The 23,708-nt window shown below is 71.7% G+C and carries 23 protein-coding genes and 1 riboswitch; of the genes, 22 read left to right on the top strand and 1 reads right to left on the bottom strand.

Annotated elements, in window-relative coordinates:
• Window positions 1-43 precede the first annotated feature (43 nt).
• The 9 genes from BM204_RS17575 to BM204_RS17535 all read left to right on the top strand — a co-directional run bounded on the left by BM204_RS17575 (window position 44) and on the right by BM204_RS17535 (window position 10,784).
• Window positions 44-964: an alpha/beta hydrolase gene (locus BM204_RS17575; protein WP_091116072.1), complete on the top strand. Its 921-nt coding sequence runs from the start codon at window positions 44-46 to the stop codon at window positions 962-964.
• A complete protein-coding gene (locus BM204_RS17570; RefSeq protein ID WP_091116069.1) occupies window positions 961-1,404 on the top strand; it encodes a GNAT family N-acetyltransferase in 444 nt (147 codons plus the stop codon). Before BM204_RS17575 ends, BM204_RS17570 begins: the two co-directional genes overlap by 4 nt.
• Window positions 1,405-1,531: 127 nt before the next feature.
• A riboswitch (TPP riboswitch) is annotated at window positions 1,532-1,639 on the top strand.
• Window positions 1,628-2,683: a thiamine ABC transporter substrate-binding protein gene (locus tag BM204_RS17565; RefSeq protein WP_091116067.1), complete on the top strand. Its 1,056-nt coding sequence runs from the start codon at window positions 1,628-1,630 to the stop codon at window positions 2,681-2,683. Its footprint overlaps the riboswitch before it by 12 nt.
• 21 nt (window positions 2,684-2,704) lie before the next feature.
• Window positions 2,705-4,348 carry an ABC transporter permease gene (locus tag BM204_RS17560; RefSeq protein WP_091116065.1) on the top strand — a complete coding sequence of 548 codons (1,644 nt, stop codon included), beginning with the start codon at window positions 2,705-2,707 and terminating at the stop codon, window positions 4,346-4,348.
• Complete coding sequence (locus BM204_RS17555; RefSeq protein WP_091116062.1) at window positions 4,348-5,352, top strand: ABC transporter ATP-binding protein; 1,005 nt, start codon at window positions 4,348-4,350, stop codon at window positions 5,350-5,352. Before BM204_RS17560 ends, BM204_RS17555 begins: the two co-directional genes overlap by 1 nt.
• A 34-nt stretch (window positions 5,353-5,386) precedes the next feature.
• Window positions 5,387-6,436 (top strand): phosphatase PAP2 family protein, encoded by a 1,050-nt coding sequence (locus BM204_RS17550; protein ID WP_246166351.1) that lies wholly within the window; start codon window positions 5,387-5,389, stop codon window positions 6,434-6,436.
• 292 nt (window positions 6,437-6,728) lie between these two features.
• On the top strand, window positions 6,729-8,069 hold the full coding sequence (locus tag BM204_RS17545; protein ID WP_091116060.1) for a C40 family peptidase: 1,341 nt from the start codon (window positions 6,729-6,731) through the stop codon (window positions 8,067-8,069).
• Between the two features lie 34 nt (window positions 8,070-8,103).
• On the top strand, window positions 8,104-10,110 hold the full coding sequence (locus BM204_RS17540; protein WP_091116058.1) for an acyl-CoA dehydrogenase family protein: 2,007 nt from the start codon (window positions 8,104-8,106) through the stop codon (window positions 10,108-10,110).
• The gene (locus BM204_RS17535) at window positions 10,107-10,784 is read left to right on the top strand and encodes a class I SAM-dependent methyltransferase (RefSeq protein ID WP_170259204.1); all 678 of its coding nucleotides are present in this window, start codon (window positions 10,107-10,109) and stop codon (window positions 10,782-10,784) included. Before BM204_RS17540 ends, BM204_RS17535 begins: the two co-directional genes overlap by 4 nt.
• Before the next feature lie 21 nt (window positions 10,785-10,805).
• On the opposite strand, the gene BM204_RS17530 is transcribed toward BM204_RS17535, so the two are convergent.
• Window positions 10,806-11,363, bottom strand: coding sequence for an inorganic diphosphatase (locus tag BM204_RS17530; protein WP_091116052.1), 558 nt, complete (start codon window positions 11,361-11,363; stop codon window positions 10,806-10,808).
• Between the two features lie 45 nt (window positions 11,364-11,408).
• Between BM204_RS17530 and dacB the strand changes: the two genes are divergently transcribed.
• From dacB to BM204_RS17465, 13 genes are all read left to right on the top strand, one after another.
• Window positions 11,409-12,833: a D-alanyl-D-alanine carboxypeptidase/D-alanyl-D-alanine endopeptidase gene (dacB, locus tag BM204_RS17525; protein ID WP_091116050.1), complete on the top strand. Its 1,425-nt coding sequence runs from the start codon at window positions 11,409-11,411 to the stop codon at window positions 12,831-12,833.
• A gap of 104 nt (window positions 12,834-12,937) precedes the next feature.
• Window positions 12,938-13,999 carry a zinc-dependent metalloprotease gene (locus BM204_RS17520; protein WP_246166347.1) on the top strand — a complete coding sequence of 354 codons (1,062 nt, stop codon included), beginning with the start codon at window positions 12,938-12,940 and terminating at the stop codon, window positions 13,997-13,999.
• Complete coding sequence (tilS, locus tag BM204_RS17515; RefSeq protein ID WP_091116045.1) at window positions 13,996-15,009, top strand: tRNA lysidine(34) synthetase TilS; 1,014 nt, start codon at window positions 13,996-13,998, stop codon at window positions 15,007-15,009. Before BM204_RS17520 ends, tilS begins: the two co-directional genes overlap by 4 nt.
• Before the next feature lie 4 nt (window positions 15,010-15,013).
• On the top strand, window positions 15,014-15,565 hold the full coding sequence (gene hpt / locus BM204_RS17510; protein ID WP_091116044.1) for a hypoxanthine phosphoribosyltransferase: 552 nt from the start codon (window positions 15,014-15,016) through the stop codon (window positions 15,563-15,565).
• 66 nt (window positions 15,566-15,631) lie between these two features.
• Window positions 15,632-16,609 carry a ribose-phosphate diphosphokinase gene (locus BM204_RS17505; protein WP_091116041.1) on the top strand — a complete coding sequence of 326 codons (978 nt, stop codon included), beginning with the start codon at window positions 15,632-15,634 and terminating at the stop codon, window positions 16,607-16,609.
• Window positions 16,610-16,797: 188 nt separating this feature from the next.
• The gene (ftsH, locus tag BM204_RS17500) at window positions 16,798-18,858 is read left to right on the top strand and encodes an ATP-dependent zinc metalloprotease FtsH (protein WP_091116040.1); all 2,061 of its coding nucleotides are present in this window, start codon (window positions 16,798-16,800) and stop codon (window positions 18,856-18,858) included.
• Window positions 18,859-18,935: 77 nt separating this feature from the next.
• Window positions 18,936-19,550, top strand: a complete 615-nt coding sequence (gene folE, locus BM204_RS17495) for a GTP cyclohydrolase I FolE (protein ID WP_091116037.1) — start codon at window positions 18,936-18,938, stop codon at window positions 19,548-19,550.
• Between the two features lie 90 nt (window positions 19,551-19,640).
• Window positions 19,641-20,582, top strand: coding sequence for a CmcI family methyltransferase (locus BM204_RS17490; protein ID WP_143099821.1), 942 nt, complete (start codon window positions 19,641-19,643; stop codon window positions 20,580-20,582).
• A gap of 9 nt (window positions 20,583-20,591) precedes the next feature.
• Window positions 20,592-21,431 (top strand): dihydropteroate synthase, encoded by an 840-nt coding sequence (gene folP / locus BM204_RS17485; RefSeq protein ID WP_246166345.1) that lies wholly within the window; start codon window positions 20,592-20,594, stop codon window positions 21,429-21,431.
• The gene (gene folB / locus BM204_RS17480) at window positions 21,428-21,799 is read left to right on the top strand and encodes a dihydroneopterin aldolase (protein WP_091116033.1); all 372 of its coding nucleotides are present in this window, start codon (window positions 21,428-21,430) and stop codon (window positions 21,797-21,799) included. Before folP ends, folB begins: the two co-directional genes overlap by 4 nt.
• Window positions 21,796-22,365, top strand: a complete 570-nt coding sequence (folK, locus tag BM204_RS17475; protein ID WP_091116030.1) for a 2-amino-4-hydroxy-6-hydroxymethyldihydropteridine diphosphokinase — start codon at window positions 21,796-21,798, stop codon at window positions 22,363-22,365. The genes folB and folK overlap by 4 nt, the downstream gene beginning before the upstream one ends.
• A gap of 78 nt (window positions 22,366-22,443) precedes the next feature.
• On the top strand, window positions 22,444-22,887 hold the full coding sequence (locus tag BM204_RS17470; protein ID WP_170259203.1) for a DUF3180 domain-containing protein: 444 nt from the start codon (window positions 22,444-22,446) through the stop codon (window positions 22,885-22,887).
• 134 nt (window positions 22,888-23,021) lie between these two features.
• On the top strand, window positions 23,022-23,606 hold the full coding sequence (locus tag BM204_RS17465; protein ID WP_091116025.1) for a hypothetical protein: 585 nt from the start codon (window positions 23,022-23,024) through the stop codon (window positions 23,604-23,606).
• Window positions 23,607-23,708: the final 102 nt, after the last annotated feature.

The following is a 23,708-nucleotide window of genomic DNA, read 5'->3' as shown; positions in this document are numbered from 1 at the left end:
GCGTGCACCGGAGCGACGGCCCGGCTGTGGAAGGCTCGCCGCCATGCCGAGTCGTCGCCATGCCCTGCTCGCCTTCGCGGTCCCGAGGATCCGCGGGTCCCGCGAGCTGGACAGCCCGGTGCAGGAGCGGGCGCGCATCGAGGTCCGGCACACCGCGTGGGGGCAGGTGCAGCCGGACCTGCCGAGCAGGCGGATCCGCGGGTTCGACAAGGACGTCGCGGTGCTGACGGAGACGGTGACGGGCCCGGCGGGCGACTTCCCGGCGTACGTCCTGACGCCCCGCGGCGTGAGCATCACGCGCACGCTGTTCTACGTCCACGGCGGCGGGTTCGTGGCACCGATGGACCGCACTCACGTCGTCTACGCGACCCGGCTGGCCCGCGAGCTCGGCGCCCGCGTCGTGATGCCGGCCTACCCCCTGGCGCCCGAGCACACGGCGCACGACTCCCACGAGGCGCTGGCCGACCTTGCCTCGCGCTGGGCCAGGCAGGGCCCGCTGGTGCTCGCGGGCGACTCGGCCGGCGGTGGCTACGCGCTGGCGCTCGCGCAGACCCTCCGTGACCGCGGTGGCCCGCAGCCCTCGCACCTGCTGCTCATCTCCCCGTGGGTGGACCTGACCACCAGCACCCCGGAGACCGAGGCGCTCGACTCGATCGACCCGTGGTTGTCCCTCTCCAAGCTGCGGTCGTACGCCGAGTGGTGGGCCGGGTCGTCCGACGCACTGAGGAGCCCCGAGGCGTCGCCGGCGCTGGCCGACCTCGACGGGCTGCCGCCCGCGCTGATGTTCTGCGGGACCCGTGACCTGCTCGTGGCGGGCTGCCGGCTCCTGGCCGACCGCGCCGCGGGGTCGACGTGGGACCTCACCTACGTCGAGGAGCCCGACCTGATCCACGTCTACCCGATCCTGCCGCTGATCCCCGAGGCCCGCGAGGCCTTCCGACGCACCCTGGAGTTCCTCCGATGAACATCGCCGCGATCCCCTTCGCCACCCTCGACCCCGCCGGTGCCTATGCCGTGTGGCGGCTGCGCCAGGAGGTCTTCGTCGTCGAGCAGGAGTGCCCTTATCCCGATCTCGACGGCCGCGACACCGAGCCCGGCACCCGCCACGTGCTGCTCCGTGCCGGCGAAGACGACGGTGACCTCCTCGGCTACGCCCGCGTGCTCGACGACCCGACGGTGTGGCGCATCGGCCGCGTCGTGCTGGCCCCCGGTGCGCGCGGCCGAGGCCTGGCCGCGCCGCTGATGGAGACCGCGCTCAGCGTCTGCCCCGACCGCGAGGTCGTGCTCGACGCCCAGTCGCCGCTGGCCAGCTTCTACGCCGGGTTCGGCTTCGTCGTGGAGGGCGAGGAGTTCCTCGAGGACGGCATCGCGCACCTGCCGATGCGGCGCCCGCTCCAGGCGTGACGGGTCGCCGACTCGGCAGTGCAACATCGCGCCGACTCGGCAGTGCAACATCGCGCCGACTCGGCAGTGCAACATCGCGCCGACTCGGCCGGGTGACCGGCCACACGACGGCGGTCGCTAGTCTGGCAGTTCACGACAGGGGAGCAAGCGCGAGCTTGCTGAGAGTGCGGAAGAGCCGCAGACCCTCGAACCTGCTCCGGTTAGCACCGGCGAAGGGAGTCACATGAAGTCCATTTCTGCTGTCCTGCTCACGTGTGCGTTCGCGACGGCCTCCTGCTCACTCATCGGCACCGGTGACGATGAGGAACAGGCCACCGCGAAGGCGGGGAGCGAGGTCGTGCTGGTCACGCACGAGTCCTTCGTGCTGCCCGACGAGGTCCGGGCGGCCTTCGAGGAGCAATCCGGCTTCGAGCTGGTGGTCCGAGCCTCCGGCGACGCCGGCTCGCTGACCAACAAGCTCGTGCTGACCAAGGACGACCCGACCGGCGACGTCGCGTTCGGCGTCGACAACACCTTCGCGTCGCGGGCGCTGGAGGAGGGCGTGTTCGAGGGCTACGAGCACACCACCCCCGCGGGCGTGTCCGACTTCGACCTGGACGGCGACGACGAGCACGCGCTCACCCCGGTCGACAACGGCAACGTGTGCGTCAACGTCGACGACACCTGGTTCGAGACCGAGGGGATCGCCCCGCCGGAGACGCTCGACGACCTGACGGACCCGACGTACGAGGACCTCTTCGTGCTGCCCTCGGCCGCCACGAGCTCGCCGGGGCTGGCGTTCCTGCTCACGACGATCGCCGCGAAGGGGGACGCGTGGCCCGACTTCTGGGCCGACCTGATGGACAACGGGGCGCTGCTCACCAGCGGCTGGTCGGAGGCCTACCAGGGCGACTTCACCCAGGGCGGGGGCAAGGGCACCCGCCCGATCGTGCTGTCCTACGACTCCTCCCCGGCGTTCACCGTCGACGGCGAGGGCGGCACGACCACCAGCGCGCTCCTCGACACCTGCTTCACCCAGGTGGAGTACGCCGGCGTGCTGGCCGGCGCCGCCAACCCCGAGGGTGCCCGTGCGCTGGTCGACTTCCTGACCGGTCCCGAGGTCCAGGCTGCGCTCCCCGACAGCATGTACGTCTTCCCGGTCGCCGAGGGCACCGCGCTGCCCGAGGACTGGGCGACCTTCGCGCAGCAGCCGACCGACCCGTGGGAGGTCGATCCGGCCGAGGTGGCCGCCAACCGCGACGACTGGCTGACGCAGTGGCGCGACGTCACGACCGGCTGACCCTCCAGCGATGAACCCCTGATGACCACGTGGAGACGCCCGGTCACCCTGATCGGCCTGGCCCTGGTGCCGGTCGCGGTGCTGGGCGTCTTCTTCGTGCTGCCCGTGAGCGGCATGGTGGCGCGGGGCTTCTGGCCCGACGGCGACTTCGCCCCCGGCGAGGTGCTCGACGTGCTGACCCGCCCGCGCACCGGTCGCGTCGTGTGGTTCACCGTGTGGTCGGCCGGGGTGGCGACGCTGCTCGCTGTCGCGGTCGGGCTGCCGGCGGCCTACGTCCTGCACCGCCTGGACTTCCCGCTGCGGCGCGCGGTCCGGGCGGCGTTGTTGGTGCCGTTCGTGCTGCCGACCGTCGTCGTCGGCGTCGCGTTCCGCCAGCTCCTGGGTGAGGCCGGCCCGCTGGGGTTCCTGGGCCTCGACGGCACGCCGGTCGCGATCCTCGCCGGCCTGGTGTTCTTCAACGCCGCCGTGGTGATCCGTGCGGTCGGTGCCTCGTGGGAGTCGATGGACGCCCGCCCGGCGGAGGCGGCCGCGGCGCTGGGGGCCAGCCCGCGCCAGGTGTTCCTCACCGTCACGCTGCCGAGCCTGCGACCGGCCATCGTGTCGGCCGCGAGCGTCGTCTTCCTCTTCTGTGCCACGTCCTTCGGCGTCGTGCTCACCCTCGGGGGGACGCAGTACTCCTCGGTCGAGACCGAGATCTACCTGCTCACGACCGACCTGCTCGACCTGCCCGGCGCCGCCGCGCTGTCCATCGTGCAGCTGGTCGCGGTCGTCGTCCTCCTCGCGATCGCCGGACGACTGCGCGCGAGCGCCGATCCGAGCATCGTCCGCGTCCCCGCCCGTCCTCGCCGCCCCCGCCGCAGCGACCTCGGACAGCTGGTGGCGACCGGCCTGCTGCTGGTCTTCGTCGCCGCACCCCTGGTCACCCTGCTGGTCGGGTCGCTGCAGGTCGGTGATGCCTGGAGCCTCGACAACTACCGCGCGCTCACGACCACCGGCTCCCAGCAGGCGCTGCTCGTGCCGGTCACCGAGGCGCTCGCCACCTCCCTGCGCACAGCGGTCGACGCGACGTGGATGTCCCTCTCGTTGGGGCTCCTGGTCGCCCTCGCGGTCACGCGTCGGTGGCGTTCCAGGGCAGAGCGCCGCATCCGCGGGCTGCTCGACGGTTTCTTCATGCTGCCGCTCGGGGTCTCCGCCGCGACGCTGGGCTTCGGCTTCCTGATCACCCTCGACTCACCCCCGCTGGACCTGCGTGACTCCCCGCTGCTGGTGCCGCTCGCGCAGGCGCTGGTCGCGCTCCCGCTCGTCGTACGCACGTTGGTGCCGGTCCTCGACGGCATCGACGACCGGCAGCGCCAGGCGGCTGCGTCGCTCGGCGCCGGTCCCCTGCGGGCGGTCATGACCGTCGACCTGCCGGTGCTGTGGAAGCCGCTGGTCGCAGCGTCCGGCTTCGCGTTCGCCGCCTCGCTGGGGGAGTTCGGCGCGACCGCGTTCCTTGCGCGCGACGACCACCCGACGCTGCCCGTGGTGATCTTCCGGCTGATCGGGCACCCGGGTGCGATGAACTACGGCATGGCCCTCGCCGCCTCCGTCGTCCTCGCCGTCACGACCGCGGTCGTCATGGCGGCGGTCGAGCGGCTGCGCGTGCCGTCCCTGGGAGCGATCTGATGAGCCTGTCCCTCACCGGTGTCTCGGTCGACTACGACGGGGTGCCGGCCGTCGTCGACGTCTCCCTCGAGCTGCCGGCCGGGCAGGTGCTGGCGGTGCTCGGCCCCTCCGGCTCCGGCAAGTCGACCCTGCTGCGCGCGGTCGCCGGTCTCGAGCCCGCCCGCGGCACCATCGCCTGGGCCGGTGAGGACCTCGCGCACGTTCCGACCCACAAGCGCGGCTTCGCCCTGATGTTCCAGGACGGGCAGCTCTTCACCCACCTCACGGTCGCGCGCAACGTCGGCTACGCCCTGCGGCTGCGGCGGGCGCGCGACACCGCCACCCGGGTGCGTGACCTGCTCGCGCTCGTCGGCCTCGAGGGCTACGACGACCGCCTGCCCTCGACCCTCTCCGGCGGCGAGCGCCAGCGGGTCGCCCTGGCGCGGTCCCTGGCCGTCGAGCCGCGGCTGCTGCTGCTCGACGAACCGCTCTCGGCGCTCGACGCCGGGCTGCGCGAGCGGTTGGCCGGTGAGCTGCGGGAGATCCTGGTCACCGCCGGGACGACCGCGCTCATGGTCACCCACGACCACGAGGAGGCCTACACGGTCGCCGACCGGCTCGCGGTCATGCGCGACGGGCGGCTCGTGCAGAGCGGTGCGATCGACGAGGTCTGGCGCGCGCCCGTCGACCCGGCCACCGCGCTCTTCCTCGGCTACGCCCGCGTGCTCGAGGGGCCGGCTGCCGCACGCCTCCTGATCGCCGCCGGGCTGGCACCGGCCCGAGCGGTCGCCGTACGACGATCGGCGCTGACCGTGGACGTCTCCCCGCCGGCGGCACTCACCCGGGGTGATCCGCTGGTCGGTGTCGTCGTCTCCGCGCGGGTCACGCCGGACCAGGTGCGGCTCGTGGTGGACCTCGAGGGACTCGGTGAGCTGGACGCCGTCGCGGCTGTCGACACCCACCCCAGCGCAGGGGAGCCGGTGCGGCTGTCCGTGGACCGCTCGCGCCTCGCGGTGATCGGATGAGACTCCTGCAAGAGGCTTCTCTACACTGACCACCGTGTATCGCCGTGCCTATGTCCTCCTCGTGGGCACTGCCCTCGTCATGGGCGTGCTGGCGTTCGTCGTCTCGCGCCACTACGACCGCCCGCTGCTCGATCCCGAGGGCTCGTTCCTCGGTCCGTCGTGGCTGCGGCTGCCGCTGCTGCTCTTCGGCGCCGGTCTGCTCGACCTGCTGCCCCGGACGCTGTGGTTCTCGCGGCTGAAGCCGAAGGCGATGCTGCCCATCGTGCGCGAGCGCATCCGCACCCACTGGGGCCGCGAGCGGATCACCCTGGTGGTGCTCGGGATCGTGTCCTTCTACGTCACCTACGTCAGCTATCGCAACCTCAAGTCCTGCCTGCCGATCGCCAGACCGGACGTCGAGTACGACCGCGAGCTGATGTATCTCGACCGCGTCCTCTTCTTCGGCGCCGACCCGCCGGTGGTCCTCCACGCGATCCTCGGCCAGGGCGTCTCGGCGCACTTCCTGTCCACGATCTACGTCTGGTTCCTGCCGCTGGTGCCGCTCGCCCTGACGGCCTGGCTGGTGTGGTCGCGCAACATCTCCTTCGGCTACTGGTTCGCCACGTCGCAGTGCATCGCCTGGTCCCTGGGCACGCTGTCCTACTACGCGCTGCCCACCAAGGGCCCCGGCTTCGAGTACTTCTCCCGCTACCAGGGCCTCGACCGCACCCCCACCACCGACCTGATGAACGCCCTGGCCGCAGACCGGGTCGACGTCATCCACGGTGGTGTCACCGGTGTCGTGCAGTCCGTGGCGGGCTTCGCCAGCCTGCACACCGCCATCACGCTGTTGATCGCCCTGATGGTGCAGTTCACCCTGCGCAGCCGCCTGCTCAAGATCGTCTTCTGGGCCAACTTCGCGATCACCATCGTCGCGACCCTCTACTTCGGCTGGCACTACCTCGCCGACGACATCGCCGGGATCATGATCGCCTTCGTCGCCTTCTACCTCGGCGGCATCGCCACGGGGCAGAAGTTCGAACGGCGGAGCCTCCAGTCGCACCCCACGACCACCACCTCGGCCGTCCCGGTCGAGCGGGTCTGACCGCTCCACAGCGGAGCTGCGTCCGGTCGGGCGGGGGTGGCTGCTGGGCGCCCGCCGGTCATGTAACACGTCGTCCCCGCATCTACCAGCACGTTGCGACGGCCTTCCAGATGGGGTGACGACGTGTTACAAGGGTCCCGCCGTCCGACCAAGCTCGAGAATAACATTCGTGTAGTTTGCAAGCCGACACGCCGAAGAGCCGCAAGAAAGTTGGGAAGATTGTGGCGTTTGTGACTGGTGAGCACTAGCGTGCTGCGAGTTGCCCGCTTCCCCGACATGTCTGGAGTCCGCCGTGCGCTCCCGCGCGACAGCCGCCACCACCCTGTGCCTGATCCTCGCCGCGGGTTCCGCGACCGCCCAGGTCGCCCACGCCGACCAGGACGTCCCGAGCCGCGCCGAGGTCCGTGACGCGCAGCGTGCGGTCGCCAGCGCAGGCGACGACATCGCCTCGGTCCAGGCCGCGCTGGGCGCCGCCAACGACCGGCTGCGGGCTGCCGCGATCGCCGCGGCCCAGGCGGCGGAGGGCTTCAACGGCGCCCGCTACGAGGCCGCCCAGGCTCGGATCGCCGCCCGCAGGGCCGCGCACATCGAGACGGTCGCGCTCGAGGACCAGGAGCGCCTGCGCGTCACCTACGCGGAGTCGGTCGTGACCTCCTACGAGGCGATGCCGGAGCTCAACGCCCTGTCCGGCGTCATGGAGTCCGAGGGCATCCTCGACGTGGTCGAGCGCATGGGCACGATGCAGGACACCCAGCAGGCGCTCGACGGCAAGTACGACGACTTCCGCGTCGCCGCCACCGCCGCCGAGGTCGCGAGCAACCTGGCCACCGACACGCGGGCCGAGGCCGAGGCCACCGAGACCGCCGCCCACCAGGCCCGCGACCAGGCCCAGGCCGCCGCCGACGGTGCCGCCGCCGAGGCACTGACCGTCGCGGCGGGGAAGTCCTCACTGCTGGTCCGGCTCGCCGAGCTCCAGGACATCAGCGTCGACCTCGCCACCCGTCGCCAGGCCGGCCTCGAGCGCGCCGCCGCGCAGGCCGCCGCCGCCGCCGCTGCTGCCGCCGCCGAGCAGCAGGCCACGGAGCAGGCCGCTCAGGAGCAGGCTCCCGAGCCCACCCCCGAGCCCACCCCCGCCCCCGAGCCCGCCCCGGCTCCCGAGCCCGAGCCCGCCCCGGCTCCCGAGCCCGAGCCCACCCCGGCCCCCGAGCCCACCCCGGCCCCGGAGCCCGCTCCGGAGCCGGAGCCCAGCAACGACCCGCCACCGGCGGCGTCCGGAGCACAGTCCGCGATCGCCTTCGCCCGCGACCAGATCGGCGAGCCCTACGTGTGGGGCGCCGCCGGACCCGGCTCGTGGGACTGCTCGGGTCTCACCATGGGTGCCTGGCAGCGCGGAGGCACGTCGCTGCCGCACTACTCGGTGGCGCAGTACGACGCCTCGACGCCGGTCTCCTCGGGCGACCTCGCCCCGGGCGACCTGCTCTTCTGGGGCTCCTCGGCCGACCCCTCGTCGATCTACCACGTGGCGCTCTACATCGGCGACGGGCAGATGATCCATGCCCCGCGCACGGGTCAGCCGGTGCAGGAGGCCTCCATGTACTACTGGACGCCTCCCAACTTCTTCGCCCGTCCCTGATCCCTCCCTGACCCTGACTCGCTAGCGTTGGTCCATGGCCACCGACACCGCACCGCCGCAGGCACCGGCACCTGAGGGCGCCGAGGGCGTCTATGTCCAGCCCGAGGTCGACGTCCCCGCGCTCCAGGCACTCCTCGACGGCAGGTACGCCGAGGTCCGCAACCTCGTGCGCAGCAACCTCGACGACTACGCCAGCGTCCTCGAGGAGGCCGAGACGCTGTCACGTGCCGACTTCCGCGAGCGGGTCAAGGAGATCGTGGTCGAGATGGCCGCGACCGGCCAGACCGGCATGGGCTTTCCGCAGGAGTACGGCGGCGGTGGCGACATCGGCGCGTCCGTCGCGGCCTTCGAGACGCTGGCCTTCGGCGACCTCTCGGTGCTGGTGAAGGTCGGCGTGCAGTTCGGCCTCTTCGGTGGCGCGATCCTCCAGCTGGGCACCAAGGCTCACCACGACGCCTACCTCGCGCGGCTCGTCACCGGCGAGCTCATGGGCTGCTTCGCGATGACCGAGTCGGGCCACGGGTCCAACGTGCAGGCGCTCGGCACCGTGGCGACCTACGACCTGGCGACCCAGGAGTTCGTGATCACCACGACCACCGACGAGGCGCGCAAGGACTACATCGGCAACGCGGCCGAGCACGCCGACGTCGCGGTCGTCTTCGCCCAGCTCGAGGTGGGCGGCACGTCCGAGGGCGTGCACGCGTTCGTCGTGCCGATCCGCGAGGGCGGCGCCGCGTGCCCCGGCGTACGCATCGAGGACGACGGTCTCAAGATGGGCCTCAACGGCGTCGACAACGGACGGCTGTGGTTCGACCAGGTGCGGGTGCCGCGCACGGCGCTGCTCAACCGCTTCGCCGACGTGACGCCCTCGGGCGTCTACGAGAGCGAGATCGAGAACCCCAACAAGCGCTTCTTCACCATGCTCGGCACCCTCGTGCAGGGCCGGGTGTGCGTGGGTGGCGCCGGCATCAACGCGTCCAAGGTGGCGCTGGCGATCGCGACGAAGTATGCCCTGCGGCGCCGGCAGTTCGAGGCCAGCAGCGAGGACGAGGAGGAGCTGATCCTCGACTACGGCATGCACCAGCGCCGGCTCTTCCCGCTGCTCGCGGACACCTACGCCCTGCACTTCGCGCAGGAGGTCGTGGCCTCCCGGCTGCACGACGTCTTCTCGGGCATCACCGACGACGAGCACACCCGCCGCGAGCTCGAGTCCCGCGCCGCCGGCACCAAGGCCTACGGCACGTGGCACGCGACCCGCACGATCCAGGAGTGCCGGGAGGCCTGCGGGGGAGCGGGCTACCTCGCGATCAACCGGTTCACCGCGCTCAAGGCCGACACGGACGTCTTCACGACCTTCGAGGGCGACAACCACGTCCTGCTCCAGCTGGTCGCCAAGGGCCTGCTGACCGACTACTCCAGCGACTTCTCCGACCTCGACCAGTTCGGGATGGTGAAGTTCGTCGCCGGGCTGGCCGTCGAGACGGTCCTGGAGCGTACGGCGGTCCACAAGCTGCTCGAGCGCATCAAGGACGTCCTGCCCGGCGGCGACGACGGCTGGGACCAGGAGGCCGGGCTGCTCGATCCCGACTACCAGCTGGCGATGCTGCGCTTCCGCGAGGAGCACATGCTCGGCGGGGTCGCCAGGCGGCTCAAGCGCGGCATCGACCAGGGGATGAACCCCGGTGTGGTGTTCTCCCGCGTGCAGGACCACGTCATCGGCGCGGCCCGCGCCCACGTCGAGCGGCTGGTCCTCGAGGCGTTCGTCGACAAGGCGCGCGACCTGCCCGAGGGGGACCTCAAGGTGGCCCTCAACCTGCTCTGCGACCTGCACGCGCTCGCCACGATCGAGGCCGACCGGGCTTGGTTCATGGAGCACGGCCGCCTCACCAGCCAGCGCAGCAAGGCGATCAGCCGCGAGGTGTCGTCGCTGTGCCGCAAGATCCGCCCGCTGGCCGGCGACCTGGTCGACGCGTTCGGTGTGCCCGACGCGATGCTGCGCTCGCCGGAGCTGGTCGGTCCCGTCGGGCCGGTCACCCCGTGAGGCTCCCCGGGCTCTCCCGTGTCGGTCTCGGCGGCTGGTCGGACGACCCGCTCTGGGGCACGCTCTACGACTGGACCGTCGAGCACCCCCGGGTGGGCGGCGCGCTGTGGGCGGTCGCGATCCAGAGCGACCTGCGCAAGCTCTACGCCGCGGCGGCGGAGACCGGTCGGCTGCCCGCCGGCAGCGCCGCGCTCGACGTACCGTGCGGTGGTGGGGTGGCGCTGCGCGGTCTCCGGCAGGGACAGGGCGTGCGCTACGTCGCGGCCGACATTGCGCAGAAGATGCTCGACCGGACCCTCGATGCGGCCTACGAGCGTGGCCTCGAGGACCAGGTCGAGCCACGGCTGGCCGACGTGGGCGAGCTGCCCTTCGCCGACGGCGAGTTCGACCTGGTGGTGTCCTTCACCGGGCTGCACTGCTTCCCGGACCCGGCGCGTGCCGTGGTCGAGATGGTGCGCGTGCTGCGCCCCGGAGGCGTGATCACCGGCAGCACGATCCTCAACGACACCGGGCTCCAGCACCAGCCGATGCGCCAGATGGGTCGGCTCGCGGGACTGCTCGGCCCCAGCTGCACCGGCGAGGAGGTCCAGCGGTGGCTCGGCGGCCAGCGGTGCGTCGAGATCACCCTCGACCGCTCGGGTGCCATGGGCTACTTCCGGGCGGTCAAGGGCTGACCCGTTCCTCGCCCACGGTGATCAGTGGTGCGGGGTGCCGCCGGTGTCCTTGAAGCGCTTGAACGAGGCGTGGACCTCGGCCTCGGCCTCGGTGCGGCCGACCCAGTCGGCGCCTTCGACGGACTTGCCGGGCTCGAGGTCCTTGTAGACCTCGAAGAAGTGCTGGATCTCGAGCCGGTCGAACTTCGGCACGTGGGCGATGTCGCGCAGGTGCTCCTGGCGCGGGTCGGTCGAGGGCACGCAAAGGACCTTGTCGTCGCCACCGGCCTCGTCGGTCATGCGGAACATGCCGATCGCGCGACAGCGGATCAGGCAGCCCGGGAAGGTGGGGGCCTGGAGCAGCACGAGCGCGTCGAGCGGATCGCCGTCCTGGCCGAGGGTGTTCTCGATGTAGCCGTAGTCGGCCGGGTACTGCGTCGAGGTGAAGAGCATCCGGTCGAGGCGCATGCGCCCGCTCTCGTGATCCACCTCGTACTTGTTGCGCTCCCCCTTGGGGATCTCCACCAGTACGTCGAACTCGAGCACGTCATCCTCCGCAATGTCTGTCGCCAGTGATGGCCCCGGCGAGGCCGGGCTCATTGTCCCGCACAATGGCTCCACACACGAAGGCGGGAGGGGACAAGGGTGCGACGCACGTTCGTCGGGGTGCTGCTGCTCGCGCTCGTCGTGGCCGGCGTGGCCACGTGGCGCTACGACCTCGTCGACCGCTACCTGCGTGACGGCGAGCCCGCCGCGAACGCAGATCCGGTCGCGATCGCTCCTCCGGCGGGCCTCGAGCTGCCCGCTGTCCAGCCCCCCGCGGCGGTCGCCGAAGCGGCGCGATCGGCGCCGCTCAGCCCGGCGAAGCTACGTCGCGCGCTGGCGCCGTACCTCGCCGACGAGGACCTCGGGCCCCACGTCCTCGCTGCCGTCGCCCCGCTCGCCCCCGGGCCGACGACCTTGACCCGCGGGGCCGGGGACGCCGTGCCGGCCTCCACGACCAAGCTGGTGACGGCCACCGCCGCGCTGCTCGCGCTCGGCCCTGAGCACGTCTTCACGACGCGCGTCGTCTCCGAGGCCGGCGCGGCGTCGGGCAACAGCCGCCGGCTGGTGCTCGTCGGTGGCGGTGACCCCTTCCTGGCCAGCGCCCCGCCGGCCGCCGACGAGGAGCCGCCCTACCCTCCCCGCGCCGACGTCGTCGACCTCGCCCGCCGGACGGCGCGCGCGCTGAAGGCTCAGGGCGCGCGGCGGGTCCGGCTCGCCTATGACGCCTCGCTCTTCACCGGCCCGGCCGACAACCCGGCGTGGGAGCGCGACTACGTGCCCGACGGGGTCGTGTCGCCGATCAGCGCACTGTGGGTCGACGGCGGGCGAGACCCGAGCGGCTTCGGCCGCGTGGCCGACCCGGCGCTGCGCGCGGCGACGGCGTTCGCCGACGCCCTGCGGGCCGCCGGCATCCGGGTTGACGGCGAGCCGGTCCCCGCTGCCGCGAAGGCCGACGCCGAGCCGCTCGCCGCCGTCACCAGCGCGCCCCTGGGCGAGATCGTCGAGCACCTGCTCCAGGTCAGCGACAACGAGGCCACCGAGGTGCTGCTGCGCCACGTGGGCCTGAGCGTCGTGGCCGACGCGTCGTTCGTCGGCGGGCGCAGGGGCGTCACGCGCCTCCTCGCCGCCGAGGGCGTCGACCTCGCCGGCACCATCCTCTACGACGGCAGCGGCCTCTCGCGCCGCAACCGGATGACGCCCGCCACCCTGATCGACGTGCTCCGGCTGGCGACCACCCGCCCCGACCTCGGCCCGGTGCTGACCGGCCTGCCCGTGGCCGGGTTCACGGGCTCGCTGGCCGACCGCTTCGCCGCCGGGGCGCCTGAGGGCCGGGGGAGGGTCCGCGCCAAGACCGGCACGCTCACCGGGGTGGCGTCGCTGGCGGGCATCGTGACCGACGCCGGCGGTCGGCCGATGCTCTTCGTGCTCATGGCCGACCGGGTCGCCCGGCTGGACGGGACCGACGCCGAGGTGGCCCTCGACGGGGCAGCCGCCGCGCTTGCTGCCTGCCGGTGCGGTCGCTGAGGGAAGCGTCGAGTGACGCCGTTTGCATGTCCCAGGGCCCTCCAGAGATGCATTCGGTGTCACTCGACGCCGCCAGGCCCTCACCCCCCGGCTAGATTCGGTTCATGACGAGCCAGCCCGACAGCGGGCCCAGCCAGGCAGACACCATGGTCGACTGGGACTTCGCGGTGTCCCTCGGATCGCGGATCGCGGGGGAGGGGCCGGCGGTGAGCCGCGAGGAGGCGGCAGAGGCGGTCGAGGAGCTGCGGGCGGGCGCCAACCGGTCGACCGGCCTGGTCCGGGAGTTCACCGGGCTGGTCGCGCGCGATCACACCGCACCGGTCCTGGTCGTGGACCGCGCCGGCTGGGTGCAGGCCAACGCCGACAGCTTCCGGGTCCTCATGGCGCCGCTGGTCGACAAGCTGACCGAGAAGAAGCCGCCCACGGGCCTGGCGCTCAAGGTCGGCTCGCGGATCACCGGTGCCGAGATCGGCGGCCTGCTCGGGTTCATGGGCAGCAAGGTCCTGGGCCAGTTCGACCCGTTCCACGAGCCCGACGGGCGCCTGCTCCTCGTCGCGCCCAACATCGTGCACGTCGAGCGCGAGCTCGGAGCCGACGCCCACGACTTCCGCCTCTGGGTCTGCCTGCACGAAGAGACCCACCGGGTGCAGTTCACCGCGGTCCCGTGGATGCGCGGCCACCTCTTCTCCGAGATCAAGGCGATCGCCGACACCGTCGAGCCGACGAAGCTCCTCGACGACGGCCTCGAGCGGATCATCGAGGGCCTCAAGTCAGGCGCCCGCGGCGGCAGCCTGGTGGAGCTCATGAGCACCCCCGAGCAGCGCGAGATCATGGACCGCGTCACCGGCGTCATGTCCCTGCTCGAGGGCCACGCCGACGTCGTGATGGACGGCGTCGGACCCACGGTCATCCCCAGCGTCGACAAGATCCGCGCGAAGTTCAACGAGCGCCGCAAGGGCATCGGCACCCTCGACCGGATCCTGCGCCGACTGCTCGGCCTCGACGCCAAGATGGCGCAGTACCGCGACGGCGCAGCCTTCGTCCGCGGCGTCGTCGACAAGGTCGGCATGCAGGAGTTCAACGCGGTCTGGGAGTCCCCGGCCAACCTGCCCAGCAAGGCCGAGATCGCCGACCCGGAGGCCTGGGTCACCCGCGTCCTCGGATGAGCCTCGACCCCGCGGTCGCCGCCGTCCGTCTCGCCGTACGACGAACGCTCGCCGAGGTCGACCTCCCGGCGGGCCGGTCCGTGGTCGTGGCCTGCTCGGGCGGCGCGGACTCACTAGCCTTGTTGGCGGCGACCGTCTTCGAGACGCGACGCATGCCGCAGCGGGTCATCGGCGTGATCGTCGACCACGGCCTCCAGGACGGCTCGGCCGAGCACACCGCGAGCGTGGTGGCGCAGATGATCCGGCTCGGGGCGGACGAGACTGGGTCGGTGCGCGTGCAGGTCGAGACCGACGGCCACGGGACCGAGGCCGCGGCGCGCGAGGCGCGCTACGCCGTCCTCGAGGAGATCGCCGGCCGGCTGGGCGCCGGGACCGTCCTGCTCGGCCACACCCTCGACGACCAGGCCGAGACGGCCCTGCTGGGGCTGGCCCGCGGCTCGGGAGGGCGCTCGATCGCCGGGATGCGACCGGGCTTCGGCGTCTTCCGACGCCCCCTGCTCGGGATCCGCCGGGCGCAGACCGAGGCGGCCTGCGCCGCGGAGGACATCACCTCCTGGACCGACCCGCACAACAGCGACCCCCGCTTCACCCGCGCCCGCGTGCGCCACAGTGTCCTGCCGGTGCTCGAGCGCGAGCTCGGTCCGGGGGTCGCCGAGACCCTCGCCCGGACCGCGGAGCAGCTGCGCCCCGACATGGCAGCCCTCGACCGCCTCGCCGACGCCGCGCTCGCCCGCCACCTCCACGCAGGCGCGGGCACGCGCACCGGCCCCGGCTTCGACGTCCGCGAGGTCGCCGATCTCGAGCAGGCCGTCCGCACCCGGATGCTCCGGCTGGCCGCCCTGAGCGCCGGTTGCCCGCCGAGCGAGCTCTTCGCCGTCCACGTCGACGCCCTGGAGCAGCAGGTCCACAACCACGAGAAGCTGCCCAAGCAGATCCAGCTGCCCGGCCACGTGACGGCGTACCGCCAGGGAGACCACCTGTGGTTCGGTGCGACGTCTGTGGAATCCTGACGCCATGGATGCCGCACACGTGGACAACGACCTCGTCAACGTCCTCTTCACCGAGGAGCAGATCCTGGAGCGGATCGGCGAGCTGGCCCAGGAGATCGAGACCGACTACGACGGCAAGGAGCTGTTGATCGTCGGCATCCTGCGCGGTGCGGTGATGGTCATGGCCGACATGGCCAGGGCGTTCACCCGCCACGTCGAGATGGACTGGATGGCGGTCTCCTCCTACGGCTCGGGCACCAAGAGCTCGGGCGTCGTCCGGATCCTCAAGGACCTCGACACCGACATCTCCGGGCGCCACGTCGTGATCGTCGACGAGATCATCGACACCGGCCTGACCCTGTCGTGGCTGTCGTCCAACCTGAGCAGCCGCAACCCCGCGAGCGTCCAGATCTGCACGCTGCTCCGCAAGCCCGAGGCGCTCCAGATGCCTGTCGACGTGAAGTACGTCGGCTGGGACATCCCCAACGAGTTCGTCGTCGGCTACGGCCTGGACTACCGCGAGCGCTACCGCAACCTGCGCGACATCGGCACGCTCGCCCCCCACGTCTACTCCTGATCTCACCGCCCGGTCACGGGCGGACCACCCTCGAGAACCCCGAGCGCCCCGACCGGAAGCAGCCACGTGCGCGAGATCGTCGTCTTCAGCGGAAGTGCCCACCACGAGTTGGCCACCGGCATCTGTGAGCACCTCGGGATCGGCCTCTCGGCCGTCGAGCTGACCCGTTTCTCCAACGACTGCCTCCAGGCCCAACTCCAGGCCAACTGCCGCCAGCGCGACGTCTACCTGGTCCAGCCCCTGTCGCCGCCGACGCAGGAGCACCTGATGGAGCTGCTCCTCATGATCGACGCCGCCCGCGGCGCCTCGGCCGCCTCGATCACCGCGGTGGTGCCCTACTACGCCTACGCGCGCTCGGACAAGAAGGACGCCTCCCGCATCTCGATCGGGGGCCGCCTGGTCGCCGACCTGCTGGGCGCCGCAGGTGTCGACCGGGTCATCACGATGAACCTCCACGCCCCGCAGGTCCACGGCTTCTTCTCCGTGCCGGTCGACCACCTGACGGCACTGGGCGAGCTGGCCGACCACTTCCTGGGCCAGGACCTCACCGATGCCGTGGTGGTATCGCCCGACTTCGGCAACGCCAAGACCGCCACCCAGTTCGCCCGCCTGCTGGGTCTGCCCGTGGCGGCCGGCAGCAAGAAGCGCCTCGCCGACGACAAGGTCATCATCGACGCGATCGTCGGCGACGTGTCCGGCAAGCGCGCCATCGTGCTCGACGACGAGATCGCCACCGGCGGCTCGATCCTCGAGCTGCTCGACCGGCTCGCCGACGAGGGCTGCACCGAGGCGGCCATCGCCTGCACCCACGGCCTGTTCGTCGGCAAGGCCATCGAGCGGCTGCGCGGGCACCCGATGATCTCCGAGGTCGTCACCACCGACACGGTGCCCGGGCCCGCCGGGTGGCCGGAGCTGCGCACCCGCTCCGTCGCCGGACTCTTCGCCACGGCCATCGAGCGCATCCACGGCGGTGAGTCGGTCAGCAGCCTCTTCGACGGGGTCGACCCCGCCCACGCCTCGCCCCAGCCGCGGCTGTTCGACTGAGTGGAAGGACTTCGTCCTTCCCTGGGGAGTACTCGCTTCGCCCGTGCTCCCGGGAACTCGGAACGACTGCGCCCGCGGGCTCGTTCCACCCATGTGCCTGAGAGACTGTGCACTGTGGATGCCGTGTACCGTCGAGTTTTCCGTCCTGGGCTCACGCCGGCAGGCCCAGTACAAGCGAAGAGAAGTCTGTGAAACGCATTTTCAAGGGTCCCTGGGTGTGGATCGCGTTCGCCGTCGTGGCGGTGCTCCTCGCCCTCCAGTTCCTCGCCCCCGGTGGCGGCTATGACGAGGTCTCGACCTCGCGCATGGAGGCCTACATCGAGAAGGGCGAGGTCAAGGAGATCTCGTTCATCGACGGTGACCAGGTCATCCAGGCCACGCTGGACTCCGGGGTCCGTGAGACCGGCCCGGACGTCATGGCCTACTACGTCGCCGGCCAGCAGCAAGGCATCATCGCGGCCGTCGACCGCGCGGTGGCCGACAAGACGATCGAGGAGTCCAACTCCGAGAACCCCCAGCCCAGCCTGCTCGGGACGATCCTGGCCACGCTCCTGCCCTTCGCGCTGATCGTCCTGCTCTTCCTCTTCCTGATGAACCAGGTCCAGGGCGGCGGCGGCCGCGGTGTCATGCAGTTCGGCAAGTCCAAGGCCAAGCTGATCACCAAGGACATGCCCAAGACGACGTTCGCCGACGTCGCCGGCTGCAACGAGGCCATCGAGGAGCTCGGCGAGATCAAGGAGTTCCTCCAGGAGCCCGCCAAGTTCCAGGCCGTCGGCGCCAAGATCCCCAAGGGCGTCCTGCTCTACGGCCCTCCGGGCACCGGCAAGACACTCCTCGCGCGCGCCGTCGCCGGCGAGGCTGGAGTCCCGTTCTACTCCATCTCCGGGTCCGACTTCGTCGAGATGTTCGTCGGTGTCGGCGCCAGCCGCGTCCGCGACCTGTTCGAGCAGGCCAAGGAGAACGCTCCGGCGATCGTCTTCATCGACGAGATCGACGCGGTCGGTCGCCACCGCGGCGCCGGCATGGGCGGCGGTCACGACGAGCGCGAGCAGACCCTCAACCAGCTCCTCGTCGAGATGGACGGCTTCGACGTGCGCGGCGGGGTCATCCTGATCGCGGCGACCAACCGTCCCGACGTGCTCGACCCAGCGCTGCTGCGTCCGGGACGCTTCGACCGCCAGATCGGTGTCGACGCCCCCGACCTGGCCGGTCGCCACAAGATCCTCCAGGTCCACTCGCGCGGCAAGCCGATGGCGATCGACATCGACCTGAAGTCGATCGCGCGTCGTACGCCGGGCTTCACCGGCGCCGACCTGGCCAACGTCCTCAACGAGGCAGCCCTGCTCACGGCCCGGAACAACGAGAAGATGATCACCGACGGCGCCCTCGACGAGGCGATCGACCGCGTCATCGCGGGCCCGCAGCGCAGCTCGCGGCTGATGAGCGAGAAGGAGAAGCTCATCACCGCCTACCACGAGGGCGGCCACGCCCTCGTCGCCGCGGCGCTCCCCGGCACCGACCCGGTGCACAAGATCACGATCCTCCCGCGAGGTCGCGCGCTGGGCTACACGATGGTGCTACCCGACGAGGACAAGTACTCCCAGACCCGCTCGGAGATGCTCGACCAGCTGGCCTACATGCTCGGCGGTCGCGCGGCGGAGGAGATGGTCTTCCACGACCCGACCACGGGTGCCGGCAACGACATCGAGAAGGCCACCAGCCTGGCCCGCGCGATGGTGACCCAGTACGGCATGACCGACCGCCTCGGCGCGATCAAGCTCGGGGAGACCCAGGGCGAGCCGTTCCTGGGTCGAGACATGGGCCACCAGCGCAACTACTCCGAGGAGATCGCGGGGATCGTCGACGAGGAGACCAAGAAGTTCCTCGCCGTCGCGCACCAGGAGGCCTTCGACATCCTCGAGGAGAACCGCGACGTGCTCGACGACCTGGTCCTCGCGCTCCTCGACCGCGAGACGCTCGACAAGGCCGAGATCGCGGAGGTCTTCGTGCCCCTGCGTCGTCGCCCCGAGCGCCCGGCCTGGACCGGGTCGCCGCACCGCAACCCCTCGGCGATCCCCCCGGTGGAGATCCCGCAGGAGATCCGCGACCGGGCCGCCGCCAACGGGCTCGCGGCCGAGAAGGCCGAGGCCGGCGTCATCCTCACGCCCCCGGGCTCCGGCGGCGACGTGCACGGCGGGACCCCCGCGGGTGGGAGTTCCGAGCAGCCGGGGCCGGGGCTCCCGGGCTGAGGCTCGACCCCTCGGGACGGGTCCCACCACGGCGTACGTCGGCAGCGTTCCAGCAGCACTCCCAGACAGGACCCTTCATGACCGACCCCATCTCGCTGACCATCGACCCGTCCACCGTGCCGGAGTTCGACCACCCGCGCGCCGAGGCCGCGATCCGCGAGCTGCTCTACGCGATCGGTGAGGACCCTACTCGGGAGGGTCTGCTGGACACCCCGGCCCGCGTTGCCCGCGCCTACGCCGAGCTGACCCAGGGCCTGCGCCAGACGCCCGAGGAAGTCCTCACGACGACCTTCGACCTGGGCCACGACGAGATGGTGCTGGTGCGTGACATCGAGCTGTGGTCGATGTGCGAGCACCACCTGGTGCCTTTCACCGGCGTCGCCCACGTCGGCTACATCCCGGCCGAGTCCGGCCTGATCACCGGCCTGTCAAAGCTGGCCCGCCTCGTCGACGTCTACGCCAAGCGGCCGCAGGTCCAGGAGCGGCTCACCACGCAGGTGGCCGACGCCCTCATGGAGATCCTCGAGGCGCGCGGCGTGATCGTCGTGATCGAGGCCGAGCACCTGTGCATGACCATGCGCGGGGTGCGCAAGGCCGGCGCCCGCACGATCACCTCCGCGGTGCGCGGGATCATGCACAACGGCCCCACGCGCGCCGAGGCGATGGCGCTGATCCACAGCAGCCGTCGCTGACCTCGTCGCCGCGCTTGGTAGCGTGACGCGACCCGAGACCAGGGGACCCTCGCGGGCCCGACCAGAGGAGTGGCGTCAGTGTCGAACCCCATGATCGACACGGCCAAGAGGGCCGCCGTCCGCGTCGTGAAGCCGCTGGTGGGACCCCGCGCGTGGGCGCGGCTCAGGGGCGCCCCGGCCCCCGCGGCGGCGCCGGCGGCCCGGCGTACGCCGACCGCGAAGGCGATGCCGCTGCCGGAGCCGAAGGAGGCCGAGCTCACCGAGGCCCAGCGCCGGCGTCGTGAGCTCCAGGCGATGTCGCTGACCGACCTGGCCCAGCACTTCGGCACCGACAAGCACGGCCTGCACTTCTACACGACCCACTACCAGCGCCACCTCGAGCACCTGCGCGGCGAGCGGTTCACGCTGCTCGAGATCGGCATCGGGGGCTACGTCAAGCAGGGGCGGGGCGGGGCGTCGCTGCGGATGTGGAAGTTCTTCTTCCCGAGGGCCCAGATCATCGGGCTCGATATCGAGGACAAGTCGTTCGTCCGGGCCCCGCGCATCGACACCTACCAGGGCAGCCAGGTCGACCCCGAGGTGCTGGAGCGGATCGTCGCGGAGAAGAAGGGTCCGTTGCGCGTGGTCATCGACGACGGCAGCCACCGCCCCGAGCACATCCGAGAGACCTTCCGAATCCTCTTCCCGCTCCTCGAGGACGGCGGCATCTACGCCATCGAGGACACCCAGACCTCCTACTGGCCCGAGTGGGGCGGCAGCGACGAACGGCACGACCCCACGACCACGATGGCGCTGGTGAAGGACCTCGTCGACGGCCTCAACCACGAGGAGTACGTCGACGAGTCCTACGCGCCGACCTACGCCGACCTCCACGTCGTGGCCGTGCACTGCTATCACAACCTCGTCTTCATCGAGAAGGGCCGCAACACCGAGGGCACCAACCGGCGCTCGGTGCTCGCCGAGCGCTACGCCGGCGCCCAGTCCGGTGCCCACTCTGACGCCCCGCCCGACGCCCCGCCCGACGCCCCGTAGGTCGTGCCGATGCTCGTGATGGGGGTCGTCAACGTCACCCCGGACTCGTTCTCCGACGGGGGTCAGCACGCCGACACCGCCGGTGCCGTCGCCCACGGCCGCCGGCTGCGCGCCGAGGGCGCCGACATCCTCGACATCGGCGGCGAGTCGACGCGCCCCGGGGCCACCCGGCCCGTGCTCGACGAGGAGCTCGACCGGGTGGTGCCCGTGATCGAGGCCCTCACCGCGGACGGTGCCCTCGTCTCGGTCGACACGATGCGGTCCGAGGTGGCCCGGGCGGCGATCGAGGCCGGTGCCGGGATCGTCAACGACGTCTCCGGCGGCCTCGCCGACCCCCGCATCCTGGAGGTGGTGGCGGCCTCGCGGGCGTCGTACGTCGCGATGCACTGGCGTGCGCACTCCGACCGCATGGCCGACCTCGCGTCCTACGACGGACCGGGAGGTGTGGTCGCCGCGGTGCGCTCCGAGCTGGCCGAGCGGGTGACGGCGATCCGCGCGGCGGGCATCCCGGACGACCGGGTGGTGCTGGACCCCGGCCTGGGCTTCGCCAAGCGGCCCGACCACAACTGGCAGCTGCTGCAGGGGCTGACCCAGATTGCCTCGCTGGGCTTCCCGCTGCTGGTCGGCGCGAGCCGCAAGAGCTTCCTCGGTGCCCTGCTGAGCAACCCCGAGGGGATCTCCCGGCCGGTCGACGAGCGCGAGTCCGCCGGGCTGGCCCTGACGCTCCTGCTGGCACAGCGGGGGGTGTGGGGCGTGCGCGTCCACGACGTGCGCGCGAGCCGCGACGCCCTGCGCGTGCTGGACCGGATGAACGCCCTCCACGACCGACGAGAGACGGAGTCACCATGACCGACGAGCTGCTGATCTGCGGGATCGAGTGCTTCGGGCACCACGGCGTGTTCGAGTTCGAGAAGCGGGAGGGCCAGCCGTTCGTGATCGATCTCGCGCTGGGCTTCGACACCGCGCCCGCGGCCGCTTCCGACGACTTGCGCGACACGGTGGACTACGGGAGTCTCGTGCTCTCGGTGAAAGCCGCCGTGGAGAAAGATCCGGTCGATCTGATCGAGACCCTCGTCCAGCGGATAGCGGACGTCTGCCTGTTGGACGCCCGTGTTGAATGGGCGCGGGTCACGGTGCACAAGCCGGATGCCCCTATCGAGGCGACGTTCTCGGACGTCGCCCTGACTATCACCCGGAAAAGGCGAGGGCCGCAGTGACTGAGACCCCCAACCCCCACATCATCGACGCCGACACCCTCACCGGTGAGATGCGCCCGATCCGCCGAGCGGTGCTGGCTCTGGGCTCCAACCTCGGAGACCGTCTCGCGAGCATCCAGGGTGCCGTCGGGGCCATCGCCGACACCCCGGAGGTGTGGGTCACCGGCGTCTCGCCGGTCTACGAGACCGAGCCCGTCGACTCCCCCGCTGGTGCCGACACCTACCTCAACGCGGTCCTGCTCATCGACACCACGCTGGCCGCCAACCGGCTGATGGACCGGGCGCTGGCCGTCGAGGACGCCTTCGACCGCGAGCGCAGCGACGTGGCCAATGCTCCCCGCACCCTCGACGTCGACCTGATCGTCGTGGGCGACCGCCGCAGCGACGACGAGCACCTGCGCCTGCCGCACCCGCGTGCTGCGCAGCGCGCCTTCGTGCTCAAGCCGTGGTTCGACCTCGAGCCCGACGCCGTGCTCCCCGACCAGGGTCCGATCGCCGACCTGCTGGCCCAGATCGGCACCGACGGGCTCGTCCTGCGCGAGGACCTCGCGCTCGACGTCGAGTGACGCTTGGCGCCGCACGCTGACCCGCCACCCGGAGGGGCGCCCTCCGGTCGGGAGCCCGACGGGGCGCCCGGGGGCACCTTGCGCCCGACCCCACCCCAGGTGGTCGGCGCCTGGGCTCTCGCCGGGCTGGTCGTGGGCCTCCTGGTGAGACCCGTGGCCGACTGGTTCGACAGCACCGCCCCGATCGTCTCCTGGGCCCAGCCCCTCGCCCTGCTGCTGGTCGCGGCGATCCTGGGTGTGACCGCCCACGCCACCTGGCGCTCGGTGCACGTGCGCCGCGAGCGCCTCGAGCCCCACCAGGCCGTCAACCGCCTGGTCCTCGCCCGCGCCTGTGCGCTGGTGGGCGCGCTCGCCGGCGCCGGCTACCTCGGCTACGCGGTGAGCTGGATCGGCGCCGAGGCCGAACTCGCCGACGAGCGGATGATCCGCTCGGGCGTCGCGTTCGTCGGTGGGGTGCTCACCGTTGTCGCCGCGCTGCTGCTCGAGCGGGCGTGCCGGGTGCGGTCGGACGAGCGGTCCTGAGGCTGACACCCTGCCGACCGAGGCCACTGGGGCGCGTGTGACAGGAGGGAAATCCTCCGAGGGGTGTCGACGGACACGCCAGCGACGCGGCGCGTCGGCGCCGACGGGGCTGTGACCACGCCTAACCTCGCGCCATGACTTCCCTGTCAAGCACGCCCATGCGCCGACGCCAGCGGTCCACCCGACTGGTTGTCGCTGTCATGTTGCTCGTCTTCGCTGCCCTCGCCACCCTGGGTGCAGCCCTCAGCGGGTCGTGGCTCCTCGCCACGCTCGCCGCCGGCCTGGCCGTCGTCCTCGGCGCCGCGGCCACCCGCATCACCCACACCGAGCTCGCGGTGTCGCGCCGCGAGGCCGCCCGCGACCGGGTCGAGCAGGCACAGGCCTACCTCGAGCTGACCGTCGAGCGCAACGCCGAGCAGGCCACCTTCGTCGCATCCGTCACGGCCCGCATCGACGCGCAGGGGTCCACGATCAGCGAGCTCGAGCGGGATCTGCTCGAGGCACAGGCCCGCCTGATCGATGCCCACCGCCAGCTGCTCGAGGAGCAGCTGCGTGCCGACGACGCCGAGCGCGTGACGGCGTCCCTCACCTCCCGCCTCGACGACGCCGAGGAGCGCGCCGCGCTCGCGATCGTGCGGGTCGCCGAGCTCGAGCAGGAGCTGGACGTCGTCACTGCCGAATGGCAGGCCGCCCAGGTGGTCCACCGCAAGCACGCCTGACGCGAGCCACGCAAGCCACGTCAACCACGCAAGCCACGTCAGCCGACCACGGCCCCGCCGGGTCGTCGCCACGGGCCGTTGTCACATGCCGCCGTCGGCCGC

Source organism: Nocardioides psychrotolerans (assembly GCF_900113685.1).
Lineage (GTDB): Bacteria > Actinomycetota > Actinomycetes > Propionibacteriales > Nocardioidaceae > Nocardioides > Nocardioides psychrotolerans.
This window is presented reverse-complemented; position numbering and strand designations above follow the sequence as displayed.

Excerpts from the sequence above, each read along its gene's own strand:
- BM204_RS17530 (WP_091116052.1), bottom strand. The coding sequence starts at position 11,363 with ATGAGCCCGGCCTCGCCGGGGCCATCACTGGCGACAGACATTGCGGAG.
- BM204_RS17465 (WP_091116025.1), top strand. The coding sequence starts at position 23,022 with ATGACTTCCCTGTCAAGCACGCCCATGCGCCGACGCCAGCGGTCCACC.
- BM204_RS17540 (WP_091116058.1), top strand. The coding sequence starts at position 8,104 with ATGGCCACCGACACCGCACCGCCGCAGGCACCGGCACCTGAGGGCGCC.
- folP (WP_246166345.1), top strand. The coding sequence starts at position 20,592 with ATGCTCGTGATGGGGGTCGTCAACGTCACCCCGGACTCGTTCTCCGAC.
- BM204_RS17570 (WP_091116069.1), top strand. The coding sequence starts at position 961 with ATGAACATCGCCGCGATCCCCTTCGCCACCCTCGACCCCGCCGGTGCC.
- BM204_RS17490 (WP_143099821.1), top strand. The coding sequence starts at position 19,641 with ATGATCGACACGGCCAAGAGGGCCGCCGTCCGCGTCGTGAAGCCGCTG.
- BM204_RS17565 (WP_091116067.1), top strand. The coding sequence starts at position 1,628 with ATGAAGTCCATTTCTGCTGTCCTGCTCACGTGTGCGTTCGCGACGGCC.
- folE (WP_091116037.1), top strand. The coding sequence starts at position 18,936 with ATGACCGACCCCATCTCGCTGACCATCGACCCGTCCACCGTGCCGGAG.
- BM204_RS17520 (WP_246166347.1), top strand. The coding sequence starts at position 12,938 with ATGACGAGCCAGCCCGACAGCGGGCCCAGCCAGGCAGACACCATGGTC.
- BM204_RS17560 (WP_091116065.1), top strand. The coding sequence starts at position 2,705 with ATGACCACGTGGAGACGCCCGGTCACCCTGATCGGCCTGGCCCTGGTG.
- hpt (WP_091116044.1), top strand. The coding sequence starts at position 15,014 with ATGGATGCCGCACACGTGGACAACGACCTCGTCAACGTCCTCTTCACC.
- BM204_RS17555 (WP_091116062.1), top strand. The coding sequence starts at position 4,348 with ATGAGCCTGTCCCTCACCGGTGTCTCGGTCGACTACGACGGGGTGCCG.
- tilS (WP_091116045.1), top strand. The coding sequence starts at position 13,996 with ATGAGCCTCGACCCCGCGGTCGCCGCCGTCCGTCTCGCCGTACGACGA.
- folB (WP_091116033.1), top strand. The coding sequence starts at position 21,428 with ATGACCGACGAGCTGCTGATCTGCGGGATCGAGTGCTTCGGGCACCAC.
- BM204_RS17575 (WP_091116072.1), top strand. The coding sequence starts at position 44 with ATGCCGAGTCGTCGCCATGCCCTGCTCGCCTTCGCGGTCCCGAGGATC.